The organism is Asticcacaulis benevestitus DSM 16100 = ATCC BAA-896, from assembly GCF_000376105.1.
In the GTDB taxonomy this organism is placed as follows: Bacteria; Pseudomonadota; Alphaproteobacteria; order Caulobacterales; family Caulobacteraceae; genus Asticcacaulis; species Asticcacaulis benevestitus.
Map to the genome: position 1 here is coordinate 261,934 of NZ_AQWM01000002.1, position 25,848 is coordinate 287,781.

21 protein-coding genes are annotated in these 25,848 nt (G+C 60.3%); 6 read left to right on the forward strand and 15 right to left on the reverse strand.

The features are described 5' to 3' along the window. Positions 1-87 precede the first annotated feature (87 nt). The gene (dnaK, locus tag B060_RS0104660; protein WP_018080596.1) at positions 88-1,992 is read right to left on the reverse strand and encodes a molecular chaperone DnaK; all 1,905 of its coding nucleotides are present in this window, start codon (positions 1,990-1,992) and stop codon (positions 88-90) included. Positions 1,993-2,442: 450 nt separating this feature from the next. Between dnaK and B060_RS0104665 the strand changes: the two genes are divergently transcribed. Further along, on the forward strand, positions 2,443-2,850 hold the full coding sequence (locus B060_RS0104665; protein ID WP_018080597.1) for a hypothetical protein: 408 nt from the start codon (positions 2,443-2,445) through the stop codon (positions 2,848-2,850). Between the two features lie 350 nt (positions 2,851-3,200). On the opposite strand, the gene B060_RS0104670 is transcribed toward B060_RS0104665, so the two are convergent. Then, positions 3,201-3,539 carry a DUF2147 domain-containing protein gene (locus B060_RS0104670; protein ID WP_018080598.1) on the reverse strand — a complete coding sequence of 113 codons (339 nt, stop codon included), beginning with the start codon at positions 3,537-3,539 and terminating at the stop codon, positions 3,201-3,203. Positions 3,540-3,842: 303 nt separating this feature from the next. Here B060_RS0104670 and B060_RS0104675 point away from each other — a divergent pair, with 303 nt between their 5' ends. Beyond that, positions 3,843-5,147: an OmpP1/FadL family transporter gene (locus B060_RS0104675; protein ID WP_018080599.1), complete on the forward strand. Its 1,305-nt coding sequence runs from the start codon at positions 3,843-3,845 to the stop codon at positions 5,145-5,147. 87 nt (positions 5,148-5,234) lie between these two features. On the opposite strand, the gene B060_RS0104680 is transcribed toward B060_RS0104675, so the two are convergent. Together B060_RS0104680 and B060_RS0104685 are read right to left on the reverse strand one after the other, a co-directional pair. After that, complete coding sequence (locus B060_RS0104680; RefSeq protein ID WP_018080600.1) at positions 5,235-6,257, reverse strand: LacI family DNA-binding transcriptional regulator; 1,023 nt, start codon at positions 6,255-6,257, stop codon at positions 5,235-5,237. A 200-nt stretch (positions 6,258-6,457) separates the two neighbouring features. Then, positions 6,458-7,357, reverse strand: coding sequence for a LysR family transcriptional regulator (locus tag B060_RS0104685; RefSeq protein ID WP_018080601.1), 900 nt, complete (start codon positions 7,355-7,357; stop codon positions 6,458-6,460). Positions 7,358-7,449: 92 nt separating this feature from the next. Here B060_RS0104685 and B060_RS0104690 point away from each other — a divergent pair, with 92 nt between their 5' ends. Next, positions 7,450-8,202 (forward strand): SDR family NAD(P)-dependent oxidoreductase, encoded by a 753-nt coding sequence (locus B060_RS0104690; RefSeq protein ID WP_018080602.1) that lies wholly within the window; start codon positions 7,450-7,452, stop codon positions 8,200-8,202. Between the two features lie 14 nt (positions 8,203-8,216). Here the strand turns inward: B060_RS0104690 and rimM are convergent, their stop codons facing one another. The 4 genes from rimM to B060_RS27945 form a co-directional block, all read right to left on the reverse strand. Further along, entirely contained in the window at positions 8,217-8,717 is a 501-nt protein-coding gene (gene rimM, locus B060_RS0104695; protein ID WP_018080603.1) for a ribosome maturation factor RimM, read from the reverse strand. Positions 8,718-8,789: 72 nt separating this feature from the next. Next, a complete protein-coding gene (gene rpsP / locus B060_RS0104700; RefSeq protein ID WP_018080604.1) occupies positions 8,790-9,287 on the reverse strand; it encodes a 30S ribosomal protein S16 in 498 nt (165 codons plus the stop codon). A gap of 24 nt (positions 9,288-9,311) precedes the next feature. Further along, on the reverse strand, positions 9,312-10,904 hold the full coding sequence (gene ffh / locus B060_RS0104705; RefSeq protein ID WP_018080605.1) for a signal recognition particle protein: 1,593 nt from the start codon (positions 10,902-10,904) through the stop codon (positions 9,312-9,314). A 353-nt stretch (positions 10,905-11,257) separates the two neighbouring features. Continuing rightward, positions 11,258-11,548: a hypothetical protein gene (locus B060_RS27945; RefSeq protein ID WP_236621611.1), complete on the reverse strand. Its 291-nt coding sequence runs from the start codon at positions 11,546-11,548 to the stop codon at positions 11,258-11,260. On the opposite strand from B060_RS27945, the gene B060_RS0104710 reads away from it, so the two are divergent. Next, positions 11,540-13,195, forward strand: a complete 1,656-nt coding sequence (locus B060_RS0104710) for a methyl-accepting chemotaxis protein (RefSeq protein WP_236621610.1) — start codon at positions 11,540-11,542, stop codon at positions 13,193-13,195. The genes B060_RS27945 and B060_RS0104710 overlap by 9 nt on opposite strands. On the opposite strand, the gene B060_RS0104715 is transcribed toward B060_RS0104710, so the two are convergent. From B060_RS0104715 to glmS, 5 genes are all read right to left on the reverse strand, one after another. After that, complete coding sequence (locus B060_RS0104715) at positions 13,192-14,439, reverse strand: glycosyltransferase (RefSeq protein ID WP_018080607.1); 1,248 nt, start codon at positions 14,437-14,439, stop codon at positions 13,192-13,194. The genes B060_RS0104710 and B060_RS0104715 overlap by 4 nt on opposite strands. A gap of 58 nt (positions 14,440-14,497) precedes the next feature. Continuing rightward, a complete protein-coding gene (locus tag B060_RS0104720; RefSeq protein ID WP_018080608.1) occupies positions 14,498-14,725 on the reverse strand; it encodes a hypothetical protein in 228 nt (75 codons plus the stop codon). A gap of 277 nt (positions 14,726-15,002) precedes the next feature. Then, the gene (locus B060_RS0104730; protein WP_018080610.1) at positions 15,003-16,202 is read right to left on the reverse strand and encodes an LL-diaminopimelate aminotransferase; all 1,200 of its coding nucleotides are present in this window, start codon (positions 16,200-16,202) and stop codon (positions 15,003-15,005) included. 313 nt (positions 16,203-16,515) lie between these two features. Then, positions 16,516-17,658, reverse strand: coding sequence for a glycosyltransferase family 61 protein (locus B060_RS0104735; RefSeq protein WP_018080611.1), 1,143 nt, complete (start codon positions 17,656-17,658; stop codon positions 16,516-16,518). 86 nt (positions 17,659-17,744) lie between these two features. Next, positions 17,745-19,583, reverse strand: a complete 1,839-nt coding sequence (glmS, locus tag B060_RS0104740; protein WP_018080612.1) for a glutamine--fructose-6-phosphate transaminase (isomerizing) — start codon at positions 19,581-19,583, stop codon at positions 17,745-17,747. Positions 19,584-19,860: 277 nt separating this feature from the next. Between glmS and glmM the strand changes: the two genes are divergently transcribed. Then, positions 19,861-21,486 (forward strand): phosphoglucosamine mutase, encoded by a 1,626-nt coding sequence (gene glmM / locus B060_RS0104745; protein ID WP_018080613.1) that lies wholly within the window; start codon positions 19,861-19,863, stop codon positions 21,484-21,486. A gap of 379 nt (positions 21,487-21,865) precedes the next feature. Here glmM and B060_RS0104750 read toward each other — a convergent pair whose 3' ends face one another. Then, a complete protein-coding gene (locus B060_RS0104750) occupies positions 21,866-23,071 on the reverse strand; it encodes an acetyltransferase domain-containing protein (RefSeq protein WP_155847752.1) in 1,206 nt (401 codons plus the stop codon). Between the two features lie 159 nt (positions 23,072-23,230). On the opposite strand from B060_RS0104750, the gene B060_RS0104755 reads away from it, so the two are divergent. Next, on the forward strand, positions 23,231-25,144 hold the full coding sequence (locus B060_RS0104755) for a hypothetical protein (protein ID WP_018080615.1): 1,914 nt from the start codon (positions 23,231-23,233) through the stop codon (positions 25,142-25,144). 38 nt (positions 25,145-25,182) lie between these two features. Here the strand turns inward: B060_RS0104755 and fsa are convergent, their stop codons facing one another. Further along, positions 25,183-25,836, reverse strand: a complete 654-nt coding sequence (fsa, locus tag B060_RS0104760; RefSeq protein ID WP_018080616.1) for a fructose-6-phosphate aldolase — start codon at positions 25,834-25,836, stop codon at positions 25,183-25,185. Between the last annotated feature and the right edge of the window lie 12 nt (positions 25,837-25,848).

Sequence of the window (25,848 nt, forward strand, 5' to 3'; positions counted from 1 at the left end):
ACCTTGCCGCCTCTTCGTCCGTGAGGCGCGGCGCCATGCTATCCTTTGGGCAATCATCAGATGGCCATGGCGCGCGCATACAGGGTCTTAGCCCCGCTTGTGGTCGTCGCCGTCGACTTCCTCGAAGTCGGCATCGACCACACCGTCGTCTTCAGCCGTGCCGGTCGGCTCTTCGCCGCCCTCTTCGCCCTGCTGGGCGTACATGGCTTCACCGAGCTTCATCGAGGCGGTCAGCAGGGTCTGGTGCTTCGCCTTGATGTCGTCGGCGTCTTCGCCGTCCTTGGCGGTCTTGAGATCGGCCAGAGCCGTCTCGATCGCCGTCTTGTCTTCCGCACCCACCTTGGCGCCAAAGTCCTTCAGCGCCTTTTCCGTCGAGTGGATCAGGGCGTCGGCCTGGTTACGGGCTTCGATGAGTTGCTTACGCTTCTCGTCTTCGCCCTTGTTGGCTTCGGCGGTCTTGATCATTTCCTCGATATCGGCATCCGACAGGCCGCCATTGGCCTGAATGCGGATCGAGTGCTCCTTGTTGGTCGCCTTGTCTTTGGCGTGGACGTTGACGATACCGTTGGCGTCGATGTCGAAGGTCACTTCGATCTGCGGCACGCCGCGCGGCGCGGGCGGGATGCCAACCAGGTCGAACTGGCCCAGGGTCTTGTTATCGGCGGCCATCGGGCGCTCGCCCTGGAAGACGCGGATCGTCACGGCCGACTGGTTGTCGTCGGCGGTCGAGAAGGTCTGCGACTTCTTGGTAGGGATCGTGGTGTTGCGCTCGATCAGCGGGGTGAACACGCCACCCAGCGTTTCTATGCCGAGCGTCAGCGGGGTCACGTCGAGCAGCAGCACGTCCTTGACGTCGCCTTGCAGCACGCCGGCCTGAATGGCGGCGCCGAGTGCGACGACTTCGTCAGGGTTGACGCCCTTGTGGGGTTCGCGGCCGAAGAAGGTCTTCACGGCGTCGACCACCTTGGGCATGCGGGTCATACCGCCGACCAGGATGACTTCATCGATATCCGAGGCCTTCAGGCCGGCGTCTTTCAGCGCCTGCTGGCAAGGCCCGATGGTCTTGGCGATCAGGTCTTCCACGAGGCTTTCCAGCTTGGCGCGGGTCAGCTTGAGGTTCAGGTGCAGCGGGCCCGAAGCGTTCATCGAGATAAACGGCAGGTTCAGGTCGTATTGCGCGACGGTCGACAGTTCCTTCTTGGCCTTTTCCGCCTCTTCCTTGAGGCGTTGCAGGGCCAGCTTGTCGGAACGCAGATCGACGCCGTTTTCCTTCTTGAACTCGTCGGCGAGGTAATCCACGACGCGCATGTCGAAGTCTTCACCGCCCAGGAACGTGTCGCCGTTGGTCGACTTCACTTCAAACACGCCGTCGCCGATTTCCAGAACCGAGACGTCGAACGTACCGCCGCCGAGATCGTACACGGCGATCTTCTTGCCGTCGTTCTTGTCCAAACCGTAGGCCAGAGCGGCCGCGGTCGGCTCGTTGATGATGCGCAGCACTTCCAGACCGGCGATCTTGCCGGCGTCCTTGGTGGCCTGACGCTGGGCGTCGTTGAAGTAGGCCGGCACCGTGATGACGGCTTGGGTAACGGTTTCACCGAGATAGGCTTCGGCGTCTTCCTTCATCTTCATGAGAATGAAGGCCGAGATCTGCTGCGGCGAGTAATCCTTGCCGTGGGCCTTGACCCAGGCGTCGCCCGAAGGACCCTTGGTGATTTCGTAAGGGACCATGCCCTTGTCCTTCTGCACCATCGGGTCAGTATAGTTGCGGCCGATCAGGCGCTTGATGGCGAAAAGGGTGTTGCCGGGATTGGTGACAGCCTGACGCTTGGCGGGCTGGCCGATCAGGCGCTCGCTGTCGTCAACGATGGCGACGACGGACGGCGTGGTGCGCACGCCCTCGGCGTTTTCGATGACCTTGGGGGCCTTGCCGTCCATGATGGCCACGCAGGAGTTGGTCGTGCCTAAGTCGATACCGATAATTTTAGCCATGGGTTTAAGTCTGCTCCGTTAAGGCGAATGGTCTGGTGCGGCCTTATGTGAGGCAAGCGCCGCGAATGTCCATCCCCGTTAAGATGAAAGTGGATGCTTTTTCAAGCCCCCTTGGTAAGAAGGATGCCTGAAAGCTGTAGCCGATATGGGTTATGTGTACGAAGTCGCAAGAGGAATGGCCCCAAAATTTTTAAGGCCAAGGTGCAAGGGTGCGAGGCACCCTTGACCCGGATACGCGACCACGCGCGCGGCACCGCCTCACTTTGTACCTCCCCGCTTACCGGGGAGGGGGACCGACGCGCTTGCGCGTTGGTGGTGGGGTTTCTTGCTTTGCAGCGTCATAGCGGTTGATACCGTTGCGCTTTCGGTAGCGTGACATGATCAAGGATATCTGTGTCATCTGTGGATACCGTTCTTTCTGGCGCCGAAAAACGCCCGCATCATTGTGGGATGGATACGTCACAGGACATCGCCGCCGGCCTGACACCGCTCGAACAGCGCCGGGAGCGTCTGCGCGCCTTTGCCGATCGCGTGCTGGAAGCCGGCGAAGCACTGCCTATGCCGAAAAATGCCGTCGACAGCGAGCGCACCCTGCGCACCATCACGGCCGCCGACCGGATGCTGGTCCAGATTTACAGCAAGGTCAGCGCCACATCTACACATCTGCCACAGGTGACCAGCCCGGTCGTTTATACGCCCAGCAAGCCTCTGCGTGACGCCATCAGCGCTTTCGAGGCGCGCATGGCCAGGCCGCCTCAAGCGATGCCGCAACCCGCGCAAACCGCCATGGATGAAGTGCCTTTCGTCTATAGTTATGACGAGGAAGAGATCGACGACGCGACGGAGGAAGAGGCCTAACGGCTGTCGCCCGAAGCCCTCGCCGCGCTCGATCTCGAAAAGCGCGCCAATGATATTTTTCAGGCCTATCTCGAAGCCCGCGCCACCGAAACCGATACAGAGCCATCTTAACATAATCTTCCCCTGATTTATCGGAGGAGGTGTCGAGCAAGCGTAGCGCGTTGAGACGGAGGGGGCAGCCCAGTAGTAAGAACAGAGCCCCCTCCGGGCCGGACAAGCTGGCCACCTCCCCCGATAAGTCAGGGGAGGATAAGACATCCCAAACCCCAAAACCTAAAAAGCCCCTCCCGCAGATCGCGGCAGGGGCCAAAAGCACGTCCAACACAGGGGTGCAGGGATCGCGTCCCCGCCTACAGGCGCGTCCAGACCTGCGACTTGCAGAACACCTTCAGCACGCAGCCTTGCAATTTGAGCTGGCCACCGCTCACCGCCGCCGAACCCTCATAGGTCTTGTCGTCCTTCGGATCGGTGATCTGGCCGTTATAAAGCCCCCCATTGCCCTTCATATGGCCGATCTGCTTGTTGGCGTACTTGCCGTTGACCAGGGTGATACAAAACCCTTCCGGGCAAGGCGCGATGCGGGCGGTATCGCCGGCCTCGGTCTTCCAGTTACCCTCGATCGGCTCGGCGGCGATCGCCGAACCGGCCCATAGCGCCACAGCGCTCACCAGTAAAATCTTACGAATCATGGCCGTCCTCCACTTTGTTGCCTTGCGGGCGGCGGGTCTGTTGGCTTTTGCGCACAAAGGCCCCGCGGCCCGGATTTGACGTCTACGTAACCTTGCCCTGACAAGAATGTCAATTTTACACTTCTACACGAAAAGTTGACATGCGCGTCAACAAATATCTTGACGCGCCCGTCAGGCAAGTGAGAAAATACCGTTCAATCCGCGTCATAGAAACGCCGGACGCGCCGTGGAATTCCTCCCCCCGAATTCCCACCGCGACACGTCCAGATCGTAAGCAGTGGAATTCGTACAGGAGTAACGCATATGCAATCCCTCAAAATCACAGCCCTTGCGGCTGCGTCGGCGCTCGCCCTCATGTCCGGCCTCACCCCCTCCGCTCAGGCGGCTGGCTTCTACCTCCAGGACCTTTCGGCCAAGCAGGCCGGCAACGCCTATTCCGGCGCCGTCACCGCCAAAGGCTCCGACGCCCTGTGGTGGAACCCGGCTGCCATCGCAGGCTCGACCACCAAGGACCTGAGCTTCGGCGCCGCCTATATCGCGCCCAAGGGCAGCGTCGATGACACCGGCTCGGTCATCGTGCGCCCCCGCCAGGCGCCCGCCGCGGTCGGCGGCAATCCGGTGTCGAAAGATCCCATCGCCAACGGCGTCCTGCCCAGCGGCTCGTTCTCGATGCCGCTCAATGACCGCGTCGCCATCGGCGTCACCGTCACCTCGCCATTCTCGTTCGAGACCAATTACGACGCCGATAGCTGGGCGCGTTACAACGCCGACAAGACCCGCCTGACCACGGTCGATATCCAGCCGACCATCGCCTACAAGGTCAATGACTGGCTGAGCGTCGGCGTCGGCCTCAATGCCGAATACACCAAGGCCACACTCGGCAATGCCCTGCCGAACCTCAGCGCCGCCCTGCCCGATGGCGCGCAGGTGCTCGAAGGCGACGGCTGGGACTACGGCTATACGCTGGGCGCTCAGGCGCAGCACAAGAACGTTACGGTGGGCTTAAGCTACAAATCCGCCATCAAGCACGAACTGAACGGCAACCTGAAGATCTCCGGTCTGCTGGACCCGATTGCGACGTCCAACACCACGATTGATGGCCTTTCGGCCACCTTCAGCACGCCGTCGCAGACCATGCTCGGCGTCACGGTTCAGGCCACCGACAAGCTGGCCCTCCATGCCCAGGCGATCAGCTTCGGCTGGAGCGAGTTCGACACCATCAAGATCAGCGCGCCGGTTTCGCAGGCCATTCCGGAAGACTACCGCGATACGGTCAGCTTCGCGGTCGGCGGTGATTATGTCATCGACCCGAAATGGACGGTCCGCGCCGGTGTCCAGTATGACCAGACCCCGACCCGCGACGGTCACCGCGACGCCCGCGTGCCCGATGCCAACCGCATCGATTACGCTGTCGGCACCACCTACCAGATGACGCCGAACTTCGCCATCGACGCCGCCCTGACCTATGTCGCCTTCGACAAGAGCCAGCTCAACTACACCACCGCCGCCTATGCCGGCACCCCCGTCCAGACGCCGGTGCTGATCAAGGGTGAGCTGAACGATGCCAGCGCCATGGTGCTGGCGGTCGGCGGCCACTACACCTTCTAGGCAGCCGCATTTAAGGGGAGCCTCACAGGGGCTCCCCTTTCTGCGCCCTAGCCAAGCGTCATGACCTCTGACTCATGACGTTTGGTACTAGCCCCCGCAGGATTCGCGGATGACAAGTTGCGTCGGTATGCGCGTCATCTCCACCGGCTCATTGTCGATCAGGGCCGCGAGCGTATCGACCAGAACCCGGGCCGCTGTCGTGGTGTCCTGCCGCACGGTCGAGAGCGTGGGGTTGATGCAGGTGCAGGCCCACAGGTCGTCGAAACCCATCACCGACACGTCCTTCGGCACATGCAGGCCGCGCTTTTGCAGGCTCTGGATCGCGCCGATGGCCAGGAGGTCGGTGACCGCGAAAACGGCGTCGAACTGAACGCCTTCATCGAGCAGACGTTCGATCGCCGCAGCGCCTTCTTCGCGTGAGATAAAGCAATCGATCGCGAGCGCCGGATCGGGTGTCAGGCCGGCCTCGACATGCGCACGCCGATAGCCTCTGAACCTTTCGAAAAACTCGGAATGATGCTCCGAGGCCTCGCCCAGAAACACGATGCGCTTGCGGCCCAGTTTGATGAGGTGCTCGACCGCCGAATGGGCACCCTCCTGATTTTGTGAGCCGATGAAGAGGTTCGGCGTTTTCGGCATGACCGGCCCGAACACCACCCACGGCTCACCCACCTGCTGCAGCACGGCGACCCGGCGCAGATAGGATTCGAAATCGCGATAACCGAGGAAGATGATACCATCGGCGCGGCGCGAAAAACCATAGTCGGCGCCCCAGTCGGCATCGGCCTTTTGCAGCGACATCAGCACATCAACGCCCTTGGAATTGGCGTAGTCGAGGATGGAGCCGATCAGCGGCAGGAAGAAGGGATTGATGCGGTTGTCGGATTGGTCGAAGTCTTCGGAGACCAGCACGGCGATGGTGTTGATCTTCTTGGAGCGCAGCTTTCGCGCATTGATATCGACGGTGTAGTTGAGCTGGGTGGCGGCATCAAAAACGCGCTGGCGCACCGCTTCGCTGACCGAGGCGGCGCCCGAAAGCGCCCGCGACACGGTGGCCTGGGAGACGCCGGCAAGCGCTGCGATATCGAAGGAGGTGGGGCGTTTCATCATGTGGCTTTTTGTAGTGGTTGCGCCAGCATCGCACTGCCTAAGGCTTTAGTCCATATGCAGGTTTTAGAAGCTACCCACAGATAAGCCAGATAAGCACAGATGGCGCTTCGCGCCTCTATAAACCCATGCCTCCAGCCCCTGCTTATGTCTATGAAATCTGTGCAATCTGTGTAATCTGTGGATCAACTTTCTTGCCGGGCTCAGTCCAGATAATCGCGCATGATCTCGACCACCCAGTCCATGAAGGCGCGGACGCGGCGCGCCTGATGGCGACGGCGCGGATAGATCATCGACACCGGCAGGGGCTCGGCTTCATAGGCCGGTAAGATCTCCACCAGCCGCCCCTCAGCGACATGGGGCCGGTTGGCGGTGCGCGGCGACTGGAAAATGCCGAGGCCCGCCAGGGCGGCGCTGCTGAAGGCTTCGGTATTGTTCACCGTGATCCGCCCCGGCATATCCACCACCTGGTAATCATCGCCGCTACGGTACTCAAAACCATAGGGCCGCGCACCGAGTGTCTGGGCATAGTGGATCAGGTGATGGCCGTTCAGATCATCGAGCGTCTTCGGTTCGCCATGGCGCGACAGATAGGCCGAGCTGGCGTAATTGCCCATACGCATCACGCCAAGCGGACGCGACATCAGGGCCGAATCGCTTAAGGCGCCGACGCGGATGACGCAGTCGAAGCCTTCCGCCACCACATCGACGCGCCGGTCGGTGCACGACAGTTCGATCGCGATCCCCGGATGCTGACCTAGGAATTCCGGCAGGCGCGGCACCAGAAAATCGCGTGCCATACTGACCACCATATCGACGCGCAAGGTGCCCGTCAGCGTCCCTTGCGTGCGCTCGAACATGGCGCCCAGTTCGTCAAGTTCGGCCAGAACCTCGCGGCAACGCTCATAATAGGCCTGCCCATCCTGGGTAAGCTGAACGCGTCGCGTGGTGCGGTGGAAAAGCTGGATTTTGAGATGCGCCTCAAGCTGGCTGACCGCGGCCGAGGCGCTCGATTTCGGCAGGCCGAGCGACTGCGCCGCCGCCGTGAAGCTGCTCAGTTCGGCGACGCGGACAAAGGCGGTCATGGCTTCGAGGCGATTCATTGTTCACATTATCCGAACAGTCAGGTCACATTGCGATGTTTATCGCCTTTTCGGAAAACAGTAAACCGTGTCCATCAAACAAGGAGATACCTATGAAAATCGCACTCATCACCGGCGGCAGCCGCGGCCTCGGCCGCAACATGGCCCAACATCTCGCCGCGAGGGGCACAGACATTATCTTCGCCTACCGCACGCGCAAGGACGAGGCCGACAGTCTGATCGATGAACTGAAGCCTATGGGCCGCAAGGCCGTGGCCCTGCAACTCGATGCCGGCGTCACGGGTGGCTTCGATGCCTTTACCGGGCAGGTGCGCGAAGCGCTGCAAACCACCTGGGGCCGCGACCGCTTCGACGTCCTGATCAACAACGCCGGCACGGGCCTTTATGCGCCCTTTGCTGAGACGACAGAGGCGCAGTTCGACGAGGTGATGAACCTGCACTTCAAGGGCGTCTTCTTCCTCACGCAGAAACTGCTGCCGCTGATCCATGACGGAGGCGCGATCCTGAATGTATCGTCGGGTCTGGCGCGCTTCAGCTATCCCGGCTCTTCGGCTTACGCCGCCATGAAAGGCGCCATCGATGTGCTGACGCGCTATCAGGCGGTGGAACTGGGCGCACGCCGTATTCGTGTCAATTCGATCGCGCCGGGCGCCATCGCCACCGATTTTGGCGGCGGTCGCGTGCGTGACGACGCCCATCTCAACGCCGCCATCGCCAGCCAAACGCCGCTGGGTCGCGTAGGTCTGCCGGACGATATCGGCGGCGCGGTGGCCATGCTGGTATCGGATGAGGCCGGCTGGATCAATGGCCAGCGCATCGAACTCTCAGGCGGGATTCATGCCTGATTTGGCATGCGTAACTAAACGCCGGTGAGATCCACCACCATCCGGCGTTCGGCCAGGAGGACTTCCGGCACATTGTCCAGGGTGAACAAGAGGTAGAAGTTCGGTCCTTCGAGCGGGTGGATATCGAGCAGGTCGCCGGCGCCGAAATTATCGACATTCATCACGCGGCCGATTTCGGCTCCGGCCTGATCGAAGACCTTCATGCCGATCAGGTCGGTGATGTAATATTCGTCCTCGTCCGGCGCGGGCAGTTCAGCGCGATCGATATAGAGCTTGAGCCCCTTGATCTTGTCGGCGGCGGTGCGATCGGGCACGCCCTCGGCCTTGACGATCAGCGCGCCCTTTTGTTCGCGTGCCTTGGTGATGACCAGGGCCGGCTCCCCCTTGTCATTGAGCAGGGGGCTGTATTCCAGCACGCTGAACGGATCGTCCATAAAGCTCAGCAGCTTGAACTCACCGTTAAGGCCATTGGCGGCGCTCACTTGCGCAACGAAGATCAGGTCAGGTTTGGTCATATCCGTTCCTATATAGAAAAAGGGTCAGGACGCAAATCCTGACCCTTCAACATGTCTGCGAAAACGCGCGCCTTATTCCGAAGCGGGTTGCTCTTCGGCGGCCGCTTCAGCGGCCGGAGCCTCTTCAGCCGGGGCTTCTTCAGCCACAGGCGCGTTCTTGGCGGCTTCGGCTTCGGCCTTGGCGGCAGCCTTGGCTTCTTCAGCTTCAGCCTTGGCAGCGGCTTCGGCGTCGATACGGTCCTGTTCGCGCTGGGCGCGTTCAGCGGCGCGCTCTTGCGCCTTCTTGCCCGGAACAGCCTTTTGCGGGTTGTTGCCGTGTTCCCACTTCACGAGGCCTTCTTGGCTAAGGAAGCGCGCAACGCGGTCGGTCGGCTGGGCGCCCTTCTTGAGCCACTCGGCGATGCGCTCAACCTTGAGCGTAACGCGCTGGGCGTCCTTCGGCAGCATCGGATTGTAGGTGCCGACCTTTTCGATGAACTTGCCGTCGCGGGCGGCGGTCGCATCAGCGATGACGATGGTGTAGTAAGGGCGCTTCTTGGAGCCACCGCGGGACAGACGAATCTTAAGCATTTCAGTATCCTAGAGTTAAAAGAGTTATTTCTTTGTGGGGTCGAACGGCTTTGCGCCCGGTAAACCGGGAAGGCCGCCGAACAGGCCCGATGGAGGAGTGGCGCCAGAACCGCCTAAATTAGGCAATTTGCCGCCGCCAAGAGATTTCAGTTTTTCGAGATCGAGCGCCGGGTTGAGGCCCGCCAGCGGATTACCACCCGGGCCGGCCTGCGGATTGGCGCCCATCTTCTTGGCCAGTTCGGCCATGTTGGGCTGCGCGCCACCAGCACCCATCCCGAACATTTTCGCCATCGCGCCCATCTGGCCACGGCCATTGGAACGCGACATCATCTTGAAGGTATCGGCCATCTGGCGATGCTGCTTCAGGAGACGGTTGATTTCCTGCACCTCGACGCCCGAACCGGCGGCGATACGGCGCTTACGCGAAGCGTTGAGCAGGTCCGGCTTTTTGCGCTCCAGCTTGGTCATCGAGGTGATGATGGCCACCTGGCGATCGAACACCTTGTCGTTCAGGTTCGATTCCTCGATCTGTTTCTTGACCTTCTGGACGCCCGGCAACAGGCCCATAATGCCCGACATGCCGCCCATCTTCTTCATCTGGCGCAACTGATCGGCCAGATCGTCGAGATCGAACTGGCCCTTGGCCATCTTCTTCGCCATGGCCTCGGCCTTGGCGACGTCGAGTTCCTGCGACGCCTTTTCGACCAGCGCGACGACATCGCCCTGACCGAGGATACGGCCGGCGATACGGCGGGCATCGAAGACATCGAGCGCATCAACCTTTTCGCCGGCGCCGAGATACTTGATCGGCAGGCCGGTGACGGCGCGCATCGACAGCATGGCGCCGCCGCGACCATCGCCATCGGCGCGGGTCAGGATCAGGCCGGTCAGCGGCAGGCGCTCATGGAAGGCGCTGGCGGTGCGCACGGCGTCCTGTCCGGTGAGGCTGTCGGCGACGAGGAAGGTTTCGGTCGGCTTGGCGAGCTTGGCGATCTCGGCCGCTTCGTCCATCATCGCTTCATCGAGCGTGGTGCGGCCGGCGGTATCGAGGATCAGGACGTCGAAGCCCTGCAGCTTGGCCGATTGCAGCGCGCGGCGTGCGATCTCGACAGCGCTCTGGCCGGCGACGATCGGCAGGACGGCGACATCGACCTGTTCGCCGAGCAACTTGAGCTGCTCCATGGCGGCCGGACGGCGCGTATCGAGCGAGGCCATCATGACCTTCTTGCGATCGAACTTGGTCAGGCGCAGGGCCAGCTTGGCCGAGGTGGTGGTCTTGCCCGAGCCTTGCAGACCGGCCATCAGGATGACGACGGGCGGCACGGCGGCGAGATTGATCGGCTCCGGCTCTTCGCCACCCAGCATCTCGATCAAGCCGTCATAGACGATCTTGACCACCTGGTCGGCGGGACGAACGGCCTTGATGACCGCTTCGCCGGTGGCCATTTCCTTGGCGCGCGTCATGAACTGGCGGACGACCGGCAGTGCCACGTCGGCTTCCAGCAAGGCGACGCGCACTTCGCGCAGGGCCTCGTCGACATCCTTTTCCGAAAGGACGCCGCGGCCGCTGAGGCGGTCAAACAAACCGGAAAGACGGTCGTTTAAGCTGTCGAACATGAACCAGAACCTTCATTAAGTCTGCGCATTTTCAGGCCAAACCACAAAAACAAAAAACCCCCGAGGGCGCCACGCGCTGTCGGGGAGCCTTCTCATCCTCGTTATTCCTGGTCAGGAAAGGTCGTGATGGTGAAGGGTTTCATGATAGGGCGCGAAGAGGTGCGCGGATGTGAGCGGTTCTTTGACGGAAAAGCCCGTGAGAGTCAAGCCATAGCCTGTTGGCACAGGTTTCGACTTGCCAATTCAGCGCCCCATCAGAGAGTTTCTGAAAAAAAATATTCCATAGATAAAGTATATGAAAATTCTGGCGCACGGCTAATTTTTAATGGCCTATTAATGAGTTGGGGCCCATTTCAGTAACGCAGATACATTAAAAGCGCAATAAATACATGGGGTTGTTTGTGCACGCCGGACAATTTTGGGATGTGATCAATCAGCGCATCAGTATCAGCGGACGCATGCGCATGGTGAGCGTGCTGATGGTTTTGCCGGTTCTCTTTACCGGCTACATGCTTTGCCGAACCCACCAGGCTACGATTGACTTTGCGCGGGCGGAAATAGGCGGCGCCCACGACCTGACTTCGCTTTGGCCTGTCTTCATGGCGGGCGCCAGAAACGAGGACATGGATGGCACGATGCCCCATGATCTGGCCTCCGCAAAGCCTCAATTTCTCAGCGACACCGATACAAACAGCCTTTCTGGCCTCAAAGGCGCACCGTTACTGGCGCAGACACAGGTTCTTATTGGGAAAATTGGTGACCAATCCGGCCTGATCCTCGATCCGGATCTTGACAGCTTTTACATGATGGACGCCGTCGTCGTAAAATTGCCAGCTCTGCTGTCTGATGCCCACCAGGTGTTCGCTACCCATGCCGCCGCCGCCGGAGATACAGCGCACAGCATGTCTCTTATCACGCTGATGAACGCGACCGCTGATCTGAAAGCCTCCGCGGAAAAATCAGGGTCATACGGCAAGGCGAAAACGCTTGCGCCGAAAACACAAGCCGCCCTGGATGCCCTGATTCAGGCCTCAAAGCAGCTTCAGACTTCGCCAGCCCCGGACACTTACAGTCATGTCGTGGAGGCCGCCAATCTGTTTTTCAAACTGGGAAACAGTGACCTTGAGACCATGCTCGAACGGCGCGCAGCCAAGGAAACGCACAAGATGTGGACCGAGCTGGGCATAGCCATAGCCGTACTGGCCATAGCCCTTGCTTTGACCACCATCATAGCGTCCGGCCTGTCACGCCGCCTGACGATTCTGTCAGGACTGATGCAAAAGCTGGCCAAGGGCGAGCCGGTCAGCGACATTCCCTATCAGGCGGATCGCCATGAAACAGGCATCATTGTGCAAACACTCATCGCCTTCCGCAACAATTTAAGCGAAACCGAAGAGATGCGCCTGATGCAGCATCGCCTTGAGGAAGACGGCATCAACACCCGCCGCGCAGCGATGCTTGATATGGCCAATCATTTCGAGACGTCCGTGCTCAAGATTATCGACGGCCTCAATCACTCGACGCAAAACCTGGGCGCTACGGCGGCCGAACTGAGCGTACAGGCCGAACAGACGCGCAGCCGGAGCCAGGACGTGGCGCATGCGATGGAAACGACCAGCGGAAATGTCCAGTCTGTCGCGGGCGCCACCGAAGAAATGGCGACCTCTTCCAGCGCCATAGCCGACCAGGCCGAACGCGCCGCCGAAGCCGCCGAAGCCGCCGCCGCCAAGGCCGAGGAAACCACCACCTGCGTCGCGGAAATGAATAGTGCGGCCAGCCGTATCGGCGCCACCATCGAATTGATCAACCGAATTACCTCACAAACCAATCTCCTGGCCTTGAACGCCACGATAGAAGCCGCGCGGGCTGGCGAAGCGGGCCGAGGCTTCAGCGTGGTGGCGACCGAAGTTAAGGCACTGGCGCAACAGACTGCCCACGCGACTGAAGAAATACGCCAGCAGGTAAAAGCGGTTCAGGCGGCGACCGACCATGCCGCCGCAGCGATGACGGCCATTGCCGGCATGGTTATAGGACTGCGTGATATTTCCGGTACAATCTCGCAGTCGGTAGGACAGCAGACTGCCGCGGTCGGTGAGATTTCGCGCTCGACCGCTGAGGTTGCGACCTCGACATCCGATATCAGCGGCGCGGTTGATGAGGTCAGCGCCACGGCGGGCCAGACCGGGCAACAGGCCCAGGACGCGCTGAGCGAGGTCAGGCAACTGTCAGAACAGACCCAGGCCCTGAAAGCGACCGCGCTTGATTTTTTGACAACTGTACGGGCCGCCTAGAGCCAGGCGTTGAACGGCAATGCGGCCAGCGCCTCGCGGCGCCAGGGGATATGCAGGGCCCGGACAGACTGCACCGCCGCCGCACTGAGTTTCCGGCGCAGATCCGGATCGGCCGCCAGATCACGCAGATCGGAGGCCGCTGCAGGGGCGTCGGGTTCGGCCCACACCTGCGCCGGATCGCCCTTGACGAGGGTATAGCCCCCTTCCGGATCATACACCGGCACCAGGGTTGAGGGCACGAGCCTTGAATTTTCCGCCGTCATGAAATCGCAGTTGCCCGACCAGCCGGTGGCGATGACCGCCACGCCCGCCGCCATGGCCTCTGCCAGGGTCAGGCCGAAACCCTCAGAGCGGTGCAAGGATATCAGCACATCGAAGGCGCCGATAAAGGCCTCCATGTCGCGCTCATTGAGGCGCTCATTGGTCAGGCGGATATCGTTGCGCGTCGAGACCAGGGCCAGCAGTTTATCGGCCGAGCTGCGATCGCTAACGGGATCGCTGACCTTCAGCGTCAGGCGCGCCGTGGCCGATGGTTCGGGGAAGGCCTGCTGCCACGCTTCGAGCACACCCCACGGATTTTTGCGCACGGCCGACGACTTGGTGTCGAACAGGCTGAGCACTTCGCAGACCCCATCCTGCAGACCAAACCTCTGCCGCGCCATCTCATGACGCATCGGGGGCGGCGTGGGCACAGGATGCGGCATGATGCGCAGGCGCGGAATGAGATCGGCACGGTTCGCTTCCGTGAAGGTGGCGATCATGGCCTCTTGCACAAAACGGCTCGGCACCCAGACTTCATGCAGATACTCGGCGGCGAAGATCCAGCTTGCCGGCGCCTTGGGCGTTTCCCAAGCCCAGTAGGCGATGCGGTAACGATCGGCCCAGGTGACATAATCATGCGCCATCAGCGCGACCAGAACCTCGGGGGCATTGGCGTGGATATACCACACCCCGCCCTTGCCCGGCAAAGGGGCGCCGCCGAAGACGAACTGGTCGAAACAGTCGCGCAGATCATCTTCGATGATATCGTATCCGCCGGCCTTGAAACCTTGCGCCGACAAACGGCCGCCCTGGGCGATGCCGATGGTTTCATTGAAAAAAGCGGAGACGACGAAATCACCCGACTTGGGCGCACTGTCCGCAGCCTTGGTCCAGCACGAGGATTTCAGGCGGGAAAGCCCGTTTAGCCAGCCATGAATAAGCGGCAGGCGATATTTTAAAGGGATGTGCCTCAGGCCCAGCATGACAAACGATTCGCTATGGAGAAGAGGCTAAAAGCCTATCGGCTTTCAGGGCAGAAAGCTACAGTCCAAGCCACTTGCGGCGTTGCGACCAGTAGGATTGAAACCGATCAGCCTGGGAGGCGTCCTCGAAGGTGACCACCTTGATCTGGTGATCGCCCATGGGATCGGAACGCACGGAGATGGAATCGGTATCGGCGATGGAGGCAGCTTCGACAAATTTGAAAAAGGCACCGAAGAAGGCATCCTGCTCGGAATCGGTATTTAAATCAAACTCTAAACTGACCACGCCTGCACCTCATAAGTTACGCCTGACCCTTAAGCTAGGCATTCCGTCTTCGGAAATCGATGCAAGAACCCGGCCACAATGTCAGGCTTCTGCAAAAAATGTGCATTGCACAATGGATATAATGAACCCCATTACGGCGGCAGAGTCAAAACCTATAAACACATTCTTAACCTGTAATGGCCGCTTTGTGACCACAAAGTCGCTAAAAACAAGGATGACAGCCTTGTCCCCGGTTGCGATCACATTTTTATAAGGACGGTTCGCGCGGCAGCCGAATCTATTCCGCCGTGCTGACGCGTTTGGCGTTCGGCAGGAGCAGCTTCTTCACATTGCGCGCCGCCTGACGGATACGGTTCTCATTTTCGACCAGTCCGAGGCGGACATAGCCTTCACCGTATTCACCGAATCCCAGACCGGGCGCCACGGCGACGTGGGCTTCCTCGATCAACAACTTGGCGAATTCGATCGAGCCCATGTGTTCGAACTTCGGCGGGATCTTGGCCCAGGCAAACATCGAAGCCGGCGGCGCGGGGATATCCCAGCCGGCGCGCTTCATGGAATCGATCAGCACGTCACGACGTGACTTGTAGGTGGCGCGGATCTCGGCAACATTGTCCTGCGGGCCATTGAGCGCGGCGGCGGCGGCCACCTGGATGGGGGCAAACCCGCCGTAATCGAGATAGGACTTCACGCGGGCGAGCGCGGCGCAGATCTGGGCATTGCCGACCACCATGCCGACGCGCCAGCCGGCCATGGCGTAGGTCTTTGACAGCGAATTGATCTCGACAGAGCGTTCGATGGCGCCTTCGACCTGAAGGATCGACGGCGGCGGGTTGTCCTCAAAATAGATTTCCGAATAGGCGATATCGCTGAGCACGATCAGGTCGTGCTTTTTGGCGATACGGATGACCTCCTTGTAGAAATCAAGATCGACCCATTGCGCCGTCGGGTTTGACGGATAGGAGACGATCATGACCGAGGGAGTCGGCACCGAATGCTTGACGGCCTTCTCGATGCCCGAAAGATATTGTTCGGGGGACAGCGCCGGCACATGGCGGATAACACCGCCGGCCATCAGGAAGCCGAAGGCATGGATCGGATAGGCCGGATTGGGGCAGATGATCGTGTCACCCGGCGCCGTGATGGCCATGGCGAGATTGGCGAAGCCTTCCTTGGAGCCCAGGGTGGCGACCACCTCGGTATCCGGATTGAGCTTGACGCCATAACGGCGGTCATAATAACCGGCCATGGCCTTGCGCAGGCCCTGCACGCCCTTCGACACGCTGTAACCATGCGTCTTAGGCTTCTTGACCGTCTCGATCAGCTTATCGACGATATGCGGCGCGGTGGCCATGTCAGGATTGCCCATGCCGAAGTCGATGATGTCGACGCCTTCCGCTCGCAGACGCGCCTTCACCTTGTTGACTTCTTCGAAGACATAGGGAGGCAGGCGGCGGATACGGTAAAAGTCACGCATGACGAACAAGGGGCCTTATGACAGGAGGGATGGGAAGCGTCATATGGCGCATCACGTTTCGTTTGTCATCCCATCAGGGCCATTTTTTTCGGAATATTTTGCACAAATGTCGGAAAATTTCCGAACTCAACCGTTTGTAAACTGACCGCTACTGAGTTTTTACGCCCGCCGAAAGATGACCATGCCTCAGTGCCAGCGCCCTCGGCGGTATCCTGCGCGAACGCGGTCTGGAATTCCGCACCTTCATAAGGGAAACCGATATCGTGGCGCGCACCATGCCGGTTAGCAGCGACCGCGTGCGCGTCCTGCCGTCTTAACCGATCTTCGTCAGCACCTCATCGACGGTTACGCTGAAATTCTGCCGCGCGGCCTCATCCGATCCCAGAACATAGTCATAGGTCCAGCCGTTTTGCGACGCCATGTGCAGATAGGTTGTCTTGCGTGCGTCGTTCGGGAAGATCTCAACTATATGACCTCCCTCACCCCACATCAGGTTGGTCAGGCCGGCGCCATGCACCGAAACGATCTGGCCGGCGCGCTGGAAAAGCGCAATCTGCTCCAGGGGGCGCGACCATTCCAGCTCCCATGCCGCGAAGCCTCTGGTCGCAAGCGCCGCCTGCAATTCCGACTGATTGAGCAGATTGCGCAGGCGGGTTCTGGAGCGGGGAATAAACACCTTGTCCGGCACCTTGATATGGGCGGTCTTGCGCGCGACGGCCTCCGACAGCAGCCGCAGTTCATCGCGGAAAGCATAGGCGTGTTCGGTGTGATAGGCCTTAGACTTGGCCCATAGATAGCGCGCGGCCATCACCGTATCGCCATCGCCGACCTTCATCAGCCGCGCTTCAATGCCTTGCTCGCGCAGGGTTCCGATCAGGACATCAAGCATGGGATAGTCATGATTGACCACGAAGGTAACCGGGCCAGAAAGACGGTCAGGGTGACGCAGCAAGGCCGCCATGACCGGCATCACATAATCGACCATCAGGTGGTAATAGTTCTTGATCCGTGGAATCGCCGTCACCAGCCCTGCCACAGGCACCGGCGGTTTGAAAGACAGCGACGGATAGGTGATACCCCAGGGAATACTGTCGGCTTTGTCGCTGACAATCCGGGCTGTCTCGCTGCGGATCGGAAACAGGGTATGGCCCACCAGGCGGACGTTTTCCAGGATCGCCGTGTCGAGCATGACGGCATCGGCCGCCACACCCGGATTGTAGCTCTCGACATTGTTGACCATCAAGGTCTTGAAGGTCGGCGCATAGACCGGCTGATCGAGCCGCATCGGTCGGCCTGTATGCTCAAAGCTTTGCCCAGGCGGCAAGGTTTCGGTCAGGGAATAATAGCGGATAGCGCGCGTCAAAGACGGCGCTCTGGCCTCAAGCCCGCCGAAAATCTTTCCGAGGCGAGGCTTGATATCCAAAGCCTGCTTCCATTCGGCACGCCCTCTGGCCATGAACCGTTAACTCCACTTCGTGGGGCTGAGTACATCGACTTCAGGCATAATTCAAGGCATCGCGCCCTATAGGCTGCAAGGCTTTCCTATTCTACGGTCACCGACTTGGCGAGATTGCGCGGCTGGTCGACATCGGTGCCCTTATGGACAGCGGTATGATAGGCCAGTAGCTGGATCGGCACGGAATAAACCAGCGCGGCGATAAACGGATCACAGTCGGGCGCCTTGATCACCTTCAGCGACTTGGCCGCGTCGCCGGACAGGGTCGGCACCTTGCCCGGCACATTGGTGATCATGATGACACGGCCGCCGCGCGCCGCCACTTCCTGCACATTGGAGGCCGTCTTTTCGAACAGGTCGTCATCGGGGGCGATGACCACCACCGGCGTCTTTTCGTCGATCAGGGCGATGGGACCATGCTTCAGTTCGCCGGCGGCATAGCCCTCGGCGTGAATATAGCTGATCTCCTTGAGCTTAAGCGCGCCTTCGAGCGCCAGCGGGTACATGTCGCCGCGGCCGAGATAGATGACATCGCGCGCCTTCGACAGCTCATAGGTCATGCGCACGATGTCGGCGTTCATGCCCAGGGCTTCGGCGATCAGGCCCGGGGATTCGAGCAGGGTCTGGACGTAATGGGCTTCCTGCGCCTTCGTGATGCGACCGCGCTGGGCGGCCGCGCAAACGACCAGTGACAACAGGGCCGAGAGCTGGGCGGTGAAGGCCTTGGTCGAGGCGACGCCGATTTCCGGACCGGCATGGGTGGGCCACAGAAGATCGGCCTCGCGCGCCATGGTCGAGGTGTGGACATTGACCACGGCGGCGGTCATCAAGCCCTGATCCTTGCACCAGCGCAAGGCCGCCAGGGTATCGGCGGTTTCGCCCGATTGCGACACGGCGATGGCCAGCGTGCCCGGCGTCATGGCCGGGGTGCGATAACGGAATTCTGACGCGACCTCGACATCGACCGGCAGGCCGGCGATCTTCTCAAAGGCATAGCGGGCGATCGAGCCGGCATAGTAGGCGGTGCCGCAGGCGATGATCTGGAGGCGTGTGATCTTGGAAAAATCGATACCGGCCTTGATATCGGCGCGCACCGATTGCGCCACCGGATCGAGATAGGCGGAAAAAGTGCGCTGGCAGCTTTCCGGCTGCTCATGCACTTCCTTTTCCATGAAGTGACGGAAAGACCCCTTTTCGACGAGCGCGGCGGAGGCCGAAACCGTGACGATGGGGCGATTGACCAGAAAACCGCCGGCATCGCGCACCTCGGCCGAAGCCTTATGCAGGATCACCCAGTCACCTTCTTCAAGATAGGTGACGCGCTGGGTGAAAGGCCCGACCGCTAGAGCGTCGGAACCGAGATACATTTCATCCTCGCCCCAGCCAATAACGAGCGGCGATCCACGACGGGCGCCGAGCAGAGTGTCAGATTCGCCGCTGACCAGCACCGCCAGGGCATAGGCGCCGTGAAGCTGATAGAGCACCGACTTGAAGGCGTCTTTCAGTTTCAGGCCGGATTGCAGGGCGCTATCAAGCAGATGGGCGATGACCTCGGTATCGGTGTCGGATTCAAACACCTGCCCCTGCGCTTTCAGGCCGGCCTTCAGTTCGGCATAGTTCTCGATGATGCCGTTATGGACGAGCGTCACCTTGCCATAGCTGTGCGGGTGGGCGTTGGCGACGGTCGGCGCGCCGTGCGTGGCCCAGCGTGTGTGGCCGATGCCGGTCGTGCCCGCGACCGGCTGCTCGGCGATGACCGCTTCGAGATTGCGGATCTTGCCGGCGGCGCGGCGGCGCTCAGGCCCTGCCTCCGTCTGTACGGCGATGCCGGCGGAATCGTAACCGCGATACTCAAGGCGCCGCAAGGATTCCAACAGACGCGGGGCGACAGGTTCGCGGCCGATAATACCGATGATTCCGCACATGAGACAGGTTCCTTTTCGCCAGCTTCGGCAATTTGCGATTTTGAAATAGCACGTTTTAAATTGAATTGCTATAAAATGGTATTACTAAAAATTGCCGTCACACGCGCCAAATTCGCCATAAAGCGCTCATTAACCTATCATATTTACAGTTTGCGCACCAAATGATGCAAAATTTTAACGCCGACAGATGATTGCCAGTCGCATTATGCAATAAATTAATTGCAAAATGCCCTTCATCGGCCTATGGAACACGCGACAGAGCGAAAAAGGAGCGGATATGATCGAGAGCAAATGGGAGAAACTGCAGAGCGCGGTCAACGCCTCGGGCATTTCGATCAAGGACGTGGCGGAGGCCGCCTCCATCGCCCAGAGCAGCATTTTCCGCGCCATGAACGGCTCCACCAAGGCGCCGCGCCCGGAAACCGTCGATAAGCTGGAAGCCGCCTTTATCGCCCTCGTCACGCAAAAGATCGCCGACTACCGCCAGGCCATGTCGCTTTACGGCTACAACCCTATCCGCAACCGCAACGAAGAGATGGCCACCCACATGTCCGCCATGACCCAGACCCGCAAATATTTCGGCACCGACGGCATCCGCGGTCAGGCCAACACCTTCCCGATGACCGCCGAGGTCGCCTACCGCGTCGGCATGGCCGCCGGCAAGATGTTCATGTCGGACAGTGACCGCCGCCATCTGGTCGTCATCGGCAAGGACACCCGCCTGTCGGGCTATATGATCGAGCCGGCTCTGGTGGCCGGCTTCACGAGCGTGGGCATGGATGTGCGCCTGTTCGGCCCCCTGCCGACGCCCGGCGTGGCGATGATGACCCGCTCGATGCGCGCCGACCTCGGCGTCATGATCTCGGCCTCGCATAACGCCTTCGCCGACAATGGCATTAAACTCTTCGGCCCCGATGGCTACAAGCTCTCCGATGACGTCGAGCTGGCCATCGAAGCCCGCATGGATGGCAATATCCTGTCCGGCGTCGCCGATCCGGCCAAGCTCGGCCGCGTCGCTCGTGTCGATGACGCCCAGTGGCGCTATGTCGAAATCACCAAGGCCACCTTCCCCCGCCACCTGACCCTGAACGGCCTGCGCATCGTGCTCGATTGCGCCAATGGCGCCGCCTACAAGGTGGCCCCGCTGGCCCTATACGAACTGGGCGCCGAGGTCTTCCCGATCGGCGTCACGCCCGATGGCATCAACATCAATGAAAAGTGCGGCTCCACCCAGCCCGCCGCCATGGCGCAGAAGGTTAAGGAACTGCGCGCCGATATCGGCATCGCGCTCGATGGCGACGCTGACCGGCTTGTGATCTGCGACGAAAACGGCACCATCGTCGACGGCGACCAGATCATGGCCATCATCGCCGGTAACTGGGCGAAGAAGGGCCTGCTCAAGGGCGGCGGCCTCGTCGCCACCGTCATGTCGAACCTCGGCCTCGAGCGCTTCATGGACAAGCAGGGCCTCAAGCTGGAACGCGCCAAGGTGGGCGATCGCTATGTCATGGAAAAGATGCGCGAAGGCGGCTTCAATCTCGGCGGCGAACAATCCGGTCACGTCATCCTGCACGATCACGCCACCACCGGCGATGGCCTGATGGCGGCCCTGCAGGTGCTGGCCGTGCTGGTCGAGCAGCAAAAGCCGATGAGCGAACTCGGCAAGCAGTTCGACACCGTACCGCAACTTCTGAAAAATGTGAAATATACCGGCGCCAACCCGATGGAACTGGACAGCGTCAAACAGGCGATCAAGGCCGGCGAAGAGGCCCTGAAAGGCACCGGCCGCGTGCTGGTGCGCCCCTCCGGCACCGAACCCCTGATCCGCGTCATGGCGGAAGGCGATGACGCCGATCAGGTCAAGTCGGTGGTCAATTCGATCATCGACGCTATCAAAGGATAAGTCGCAGGGACAAGTCCCTGCACCCATAACTCGACGGTGATTGCCAATATTATAGATCACCGTATGCGGAAATATCGCTGGAAAAGTGTCCAAGCTGTTATTGAAGCCGTGTGGCATGATAATGCGTGCCCAAATTCTGATCAGGCTGAAGTCGGCAATGAACAATTAGAATCTTATGTTCAGTGTGATAGCCGTGACAGCATATCCGTAAGTGAAGCTACTAGCTGGGCGCATGAGCAAATTTGTCCCGTTACACTTTACCTTTATGATGAAGTAACAAATTGACAGCTACTTTTCTCAACAATTCCCTTATGGAAGGCTTAGTTCCTTTCTTCTCCGACTCGATTAAGAGGGAGAAGGTTGGGAAGTGGCTTTTTTCTCAGAGATAGCTCAGCCACCAATTCCGGTGACGCATCCGGTAACGCGCATAGGCGTTCGATATCGGATAGAGCAGCACCAGAATGGCCAGCCAGACGCCATAGACCGCCGGCAGGGTCAGGCCATAGGCATCGGCCGCCAGACGCGACGGATCACCGAGGAAATTGGTGAAATGCGCCGGCGGTATGCCTTGCGCCAAACCGACCAGAATGGCCGCCACATGCACCATATAGATGTGCAGCAGATAGGTCAGAAAGGGCGTGCGCCCGAAGGCCAGCAGCGGTGCCTGAAACAGCTTTGGCAGATGCGTCAGGGCCAGCAGAAGGCACATGGCCAGACCCAGCGTGATCAGGGTGTAATCGAGCGACGGCGGATATTTCGAGACTTTCAGAATATCCATCAGCATCAGGCCGGGATTGGCCTGCCACGCCCAGGCTTGCGGCTCGCCATAGAGATTGGGCAGGCGCAGGATCAGGAACAGCAGGATCAGCCCCGCCGCCAGCAGGGTGATGGCGCGGCGGCGCGACAAGTCTTCCATAGCGAAAATCGGCCCCAGTCCGTAGCCCAGACACATGATGCCAAACCATGGAATGACCGGATAGACGCTCATGCCCGGCACGACGCCGAGCCCGCCGGGCTGCATCCCCAACCGCCACAGAATCTGGCCGGTCGCGGTCAGGCTGTCCATGCTGACGCCGGCCAGCAGGCCATGTCCGGCCACGATCACAATGCCCAGCAGCAGGATAACACGCGATGGCAGCCACACCAGTGCGGCCAGCGCGATCATGCTCACCCCCATGGCGAAGATGATCTGCAGGAAAAAGAACGGCACGGCGAAATTGAAACCGAAGCTGATCAGGCTGATTTCGAGCACCACCAGCCACAGCCCGCGCGTCAGCAGAAAGCGCGACAGTGGCCAGCCAGTCTTACCGCGCGCCGCCTGCAGGAAGATCGAAACGCCCGCCAGAAAGGTGAAGGTCGGGGCGCACAGGTGGGTGATCCAGCGCGTGAAAAAGAGGAGCGGTGTCGTCTTGTCGAGATCGAGCGGATCGAAGGCCAGCGCGCCCAGGTGCATGTAATCGCGCGTGTGATCGAGCACCATCAGCACGATCACCAGTCCGCGCAAAAGGTCGATCATATCGAGCCTTCGCGCCGCATCGGTCCGGATCGGCCCTGTCGCGGTGTCGGCTAGCAGGTCTTCGCTCATCACGGCATCCCCCATCGGATATCGCGGTCACTTTATCGCAAAGGTTAATCTTGGCAAGCGCGTGAATGGGCAGATATCGAGCGCACCCTCCCGATCGTCAGCGCTTGCAGTTTTCGCGCCATGCGGGTACGATTATGCCCAAAGAGGGGAAGCGACCACATGAAATTGCAAACGTTTACATGCCTTCTGGCGCTAGCCCTTACCGCACAGGCGACGCAGTCTCAGGAGACCGCGCCGCCGGACAGCACAACCGTCGTTGTGCGTGGCGAGAAAGCGGGTACGCCGCACCATTGGCTGAAGGCCGAAAGCCCGCACTTCACAGTCTACAGCGATACCAGCCGAGGTCATATCCGCGATTTGCTCGAAAATCTCGAACGCTTCCGCTATGTACTCTACGATTTTTCCCACATCGCCGAAGACCCGGCTGGCACACCAAAGCTCACCCTCTATTACACCGAAAGCGCCCATGATCTCGCCATCGTCAATCCGGAAATGCCGGAACGAGCCGTCGGGCTTTACGAAACTTGCGAAGACGGCGTTCAGGGTTTCGCGGTCTATCAACCGGGCCCGGTCTACACCGCGCTAAATGTAGCCGAGCAGATGGAAGACGAAGGCCAGACGCTTGTCTTTCAGGCCTATGCCCGCCACTTCTTTCGCAGCCATTTTTCGCAACGCGCGCCCCTGTGGTACATTGAGGGCTATGCCCGCTACGTCTCGACCATGCGCTTTGAGGACGATGCCGCGATCCTGGGTTTGCCACCCTACACCACAGCCGCCTACCTGCGTAATCTCGACATGCGCTACCCCAGCCGCCTCGATTACAAGGACGTGCTGAACGATAATGATTGGTTCAGCGGTCGACGCGGCGAAACCGGGACCTTGCAAAACACCGTTGCCCAGAAACGCAATCGCCAGCGCGTCACTGACAAAGGGCCTGCGGAGCTGGCCCTTGAAGACAATGCACGGCTGACGACAGAATTCGCGTCGCGCGCATGGCTGCTGACGCACTGGATTCTGTCGTCGCCGGAGCGGGCGCAAAAACTGGCGGCCTATGATGCCGCGCTTCAGGCCGGTGACAATCGCGTCGACGCCTTCGGCCGCCTCTTCGGCAGCAGTGCGGTCAGCCTTGATGTCCTGTTGCGTAAGTATCTGCTGAAGGCGCTCAAGCCTGGCCGCATGACCATCGCGCACCTTCCCCTGCCGGATGTGAGCTTTGATGACTTGCCGGCCTCGGCGGAAAAACAGGTACTGGAGAAGGCCGCCCTGCAAGGCTGTCCGTCCATAGCGCACGGCCGTCACCTGCTCGGCGATCTTCGCAGCGAGGCCGGAAAACAGCCGGATAGCTTCGATGCGCAGATGACGCTCAGCCGCTCTGAAATTCTCTACGGTGATGCGCGCAATGCCCTGCCATGGCTGCAAAAAGCGACCCTGACTCACCCCGATGATTTCGAAGGCTTTCATCTCCTCGGCCGCGCCGAACTGAAACTTGCCGAGACCACGCAGAACGCCGATGCGTTTGATGCGGCGGAAGCGGCCCTGACCCGCGCCGCAGAACTGAACCCAAATTCCGCGAGCAATGCCTTCTGGTATTACCGCGCCAAGGCGTCAGGCAATGATCATCTTGATGCCGATGCCGCCGGCGCGGCCGTACTGGCCTGGCGGTTGGCGCCAGAGGTCGACACCTACGTTTTCCACGCCGCTCTCGTCCACGCCGAATCCGGCGACGTGACCACAGCCACGCAGCTTATGACACAACTCGCCCATGATCCGCGTCCTGGCCGATGGGCGAAACCGGCGAAGGACTGGCTCGCCCGTCTCAAAGCCGGCGCCAGCAAGGCCGATCTGCTCGCCGCCATTGCCGCGCCCGACAAGCCTGACAGCGGCTGGGCCGGTCAGGCCGACTGGACCTTGAACACGACCGCCGTGCTCAATGACGTGCTGAAGCATCAGAACGAGGACGACAAGATGCGTATGCAGAGCAACGGCTTTGCGTCGCCTCCGCCAAACAACGCTGTGCCACAAGGCGGACAGGTCATGCCCGATGCCTCGCAAGAAAAAATCGGAGAGCGCTAAGCTCTCCGATTGAATGTCGTCTGGCGATATAGCCGATCTTACAGGATCGACTGGCCGGTCTTGGCCCAATCGGCCAAGAAGGTCTCTAAGCCCTTGTCGGTCAGTTGGTGCTTGAACATGTCCTTGAAGGTCTGCGGCGGCAGGGTGGCGCAATCGGCGCCGGCCAGGGCAGCTTCGGCGACGTGGCCCGGATGACGCAGGCTGGCCGCGAGGATTTCGGTGTCGAAATCGTAATTGTCATAGAGGGTGCGGATATTGTGGATCAGTTCCATGCCATCGGCGCCGACATCATCGAGACGACCGACGAAGGGCGACACGAAGGTGGCGCCAGCCTTGGCGGCCAGCAGGGCCTGCGACACCGAGAAGCACAGCGTGACGTTGGTCATCAGGCCTTGCGACGAAAATTCCTTGGTCGCCTTGAGGCCTTCGAGCGTCAGCGGCACCTTGATGACCACGTTGGTGGCGATCTTGGCCAGCTTCTCGCCTTCCAGGATCATCGTCTTGGCGTCGGTCGCGGCCACTTCGGCCGAGATCGGGCCTTCGCACATGTCGCAGATTTCCTTGATCACGTCGAACATGTTGCGGCCGGACTTGGCGATGATGGTCGGGTTGGTGGTGACGCCGTCGATCAGGCCGGTTTCAAGCAGTTCGGCAAGGATCTTGGTGTCGGCGGTATCGGCAAAAAGCAGCATTGCGGGGTTCCT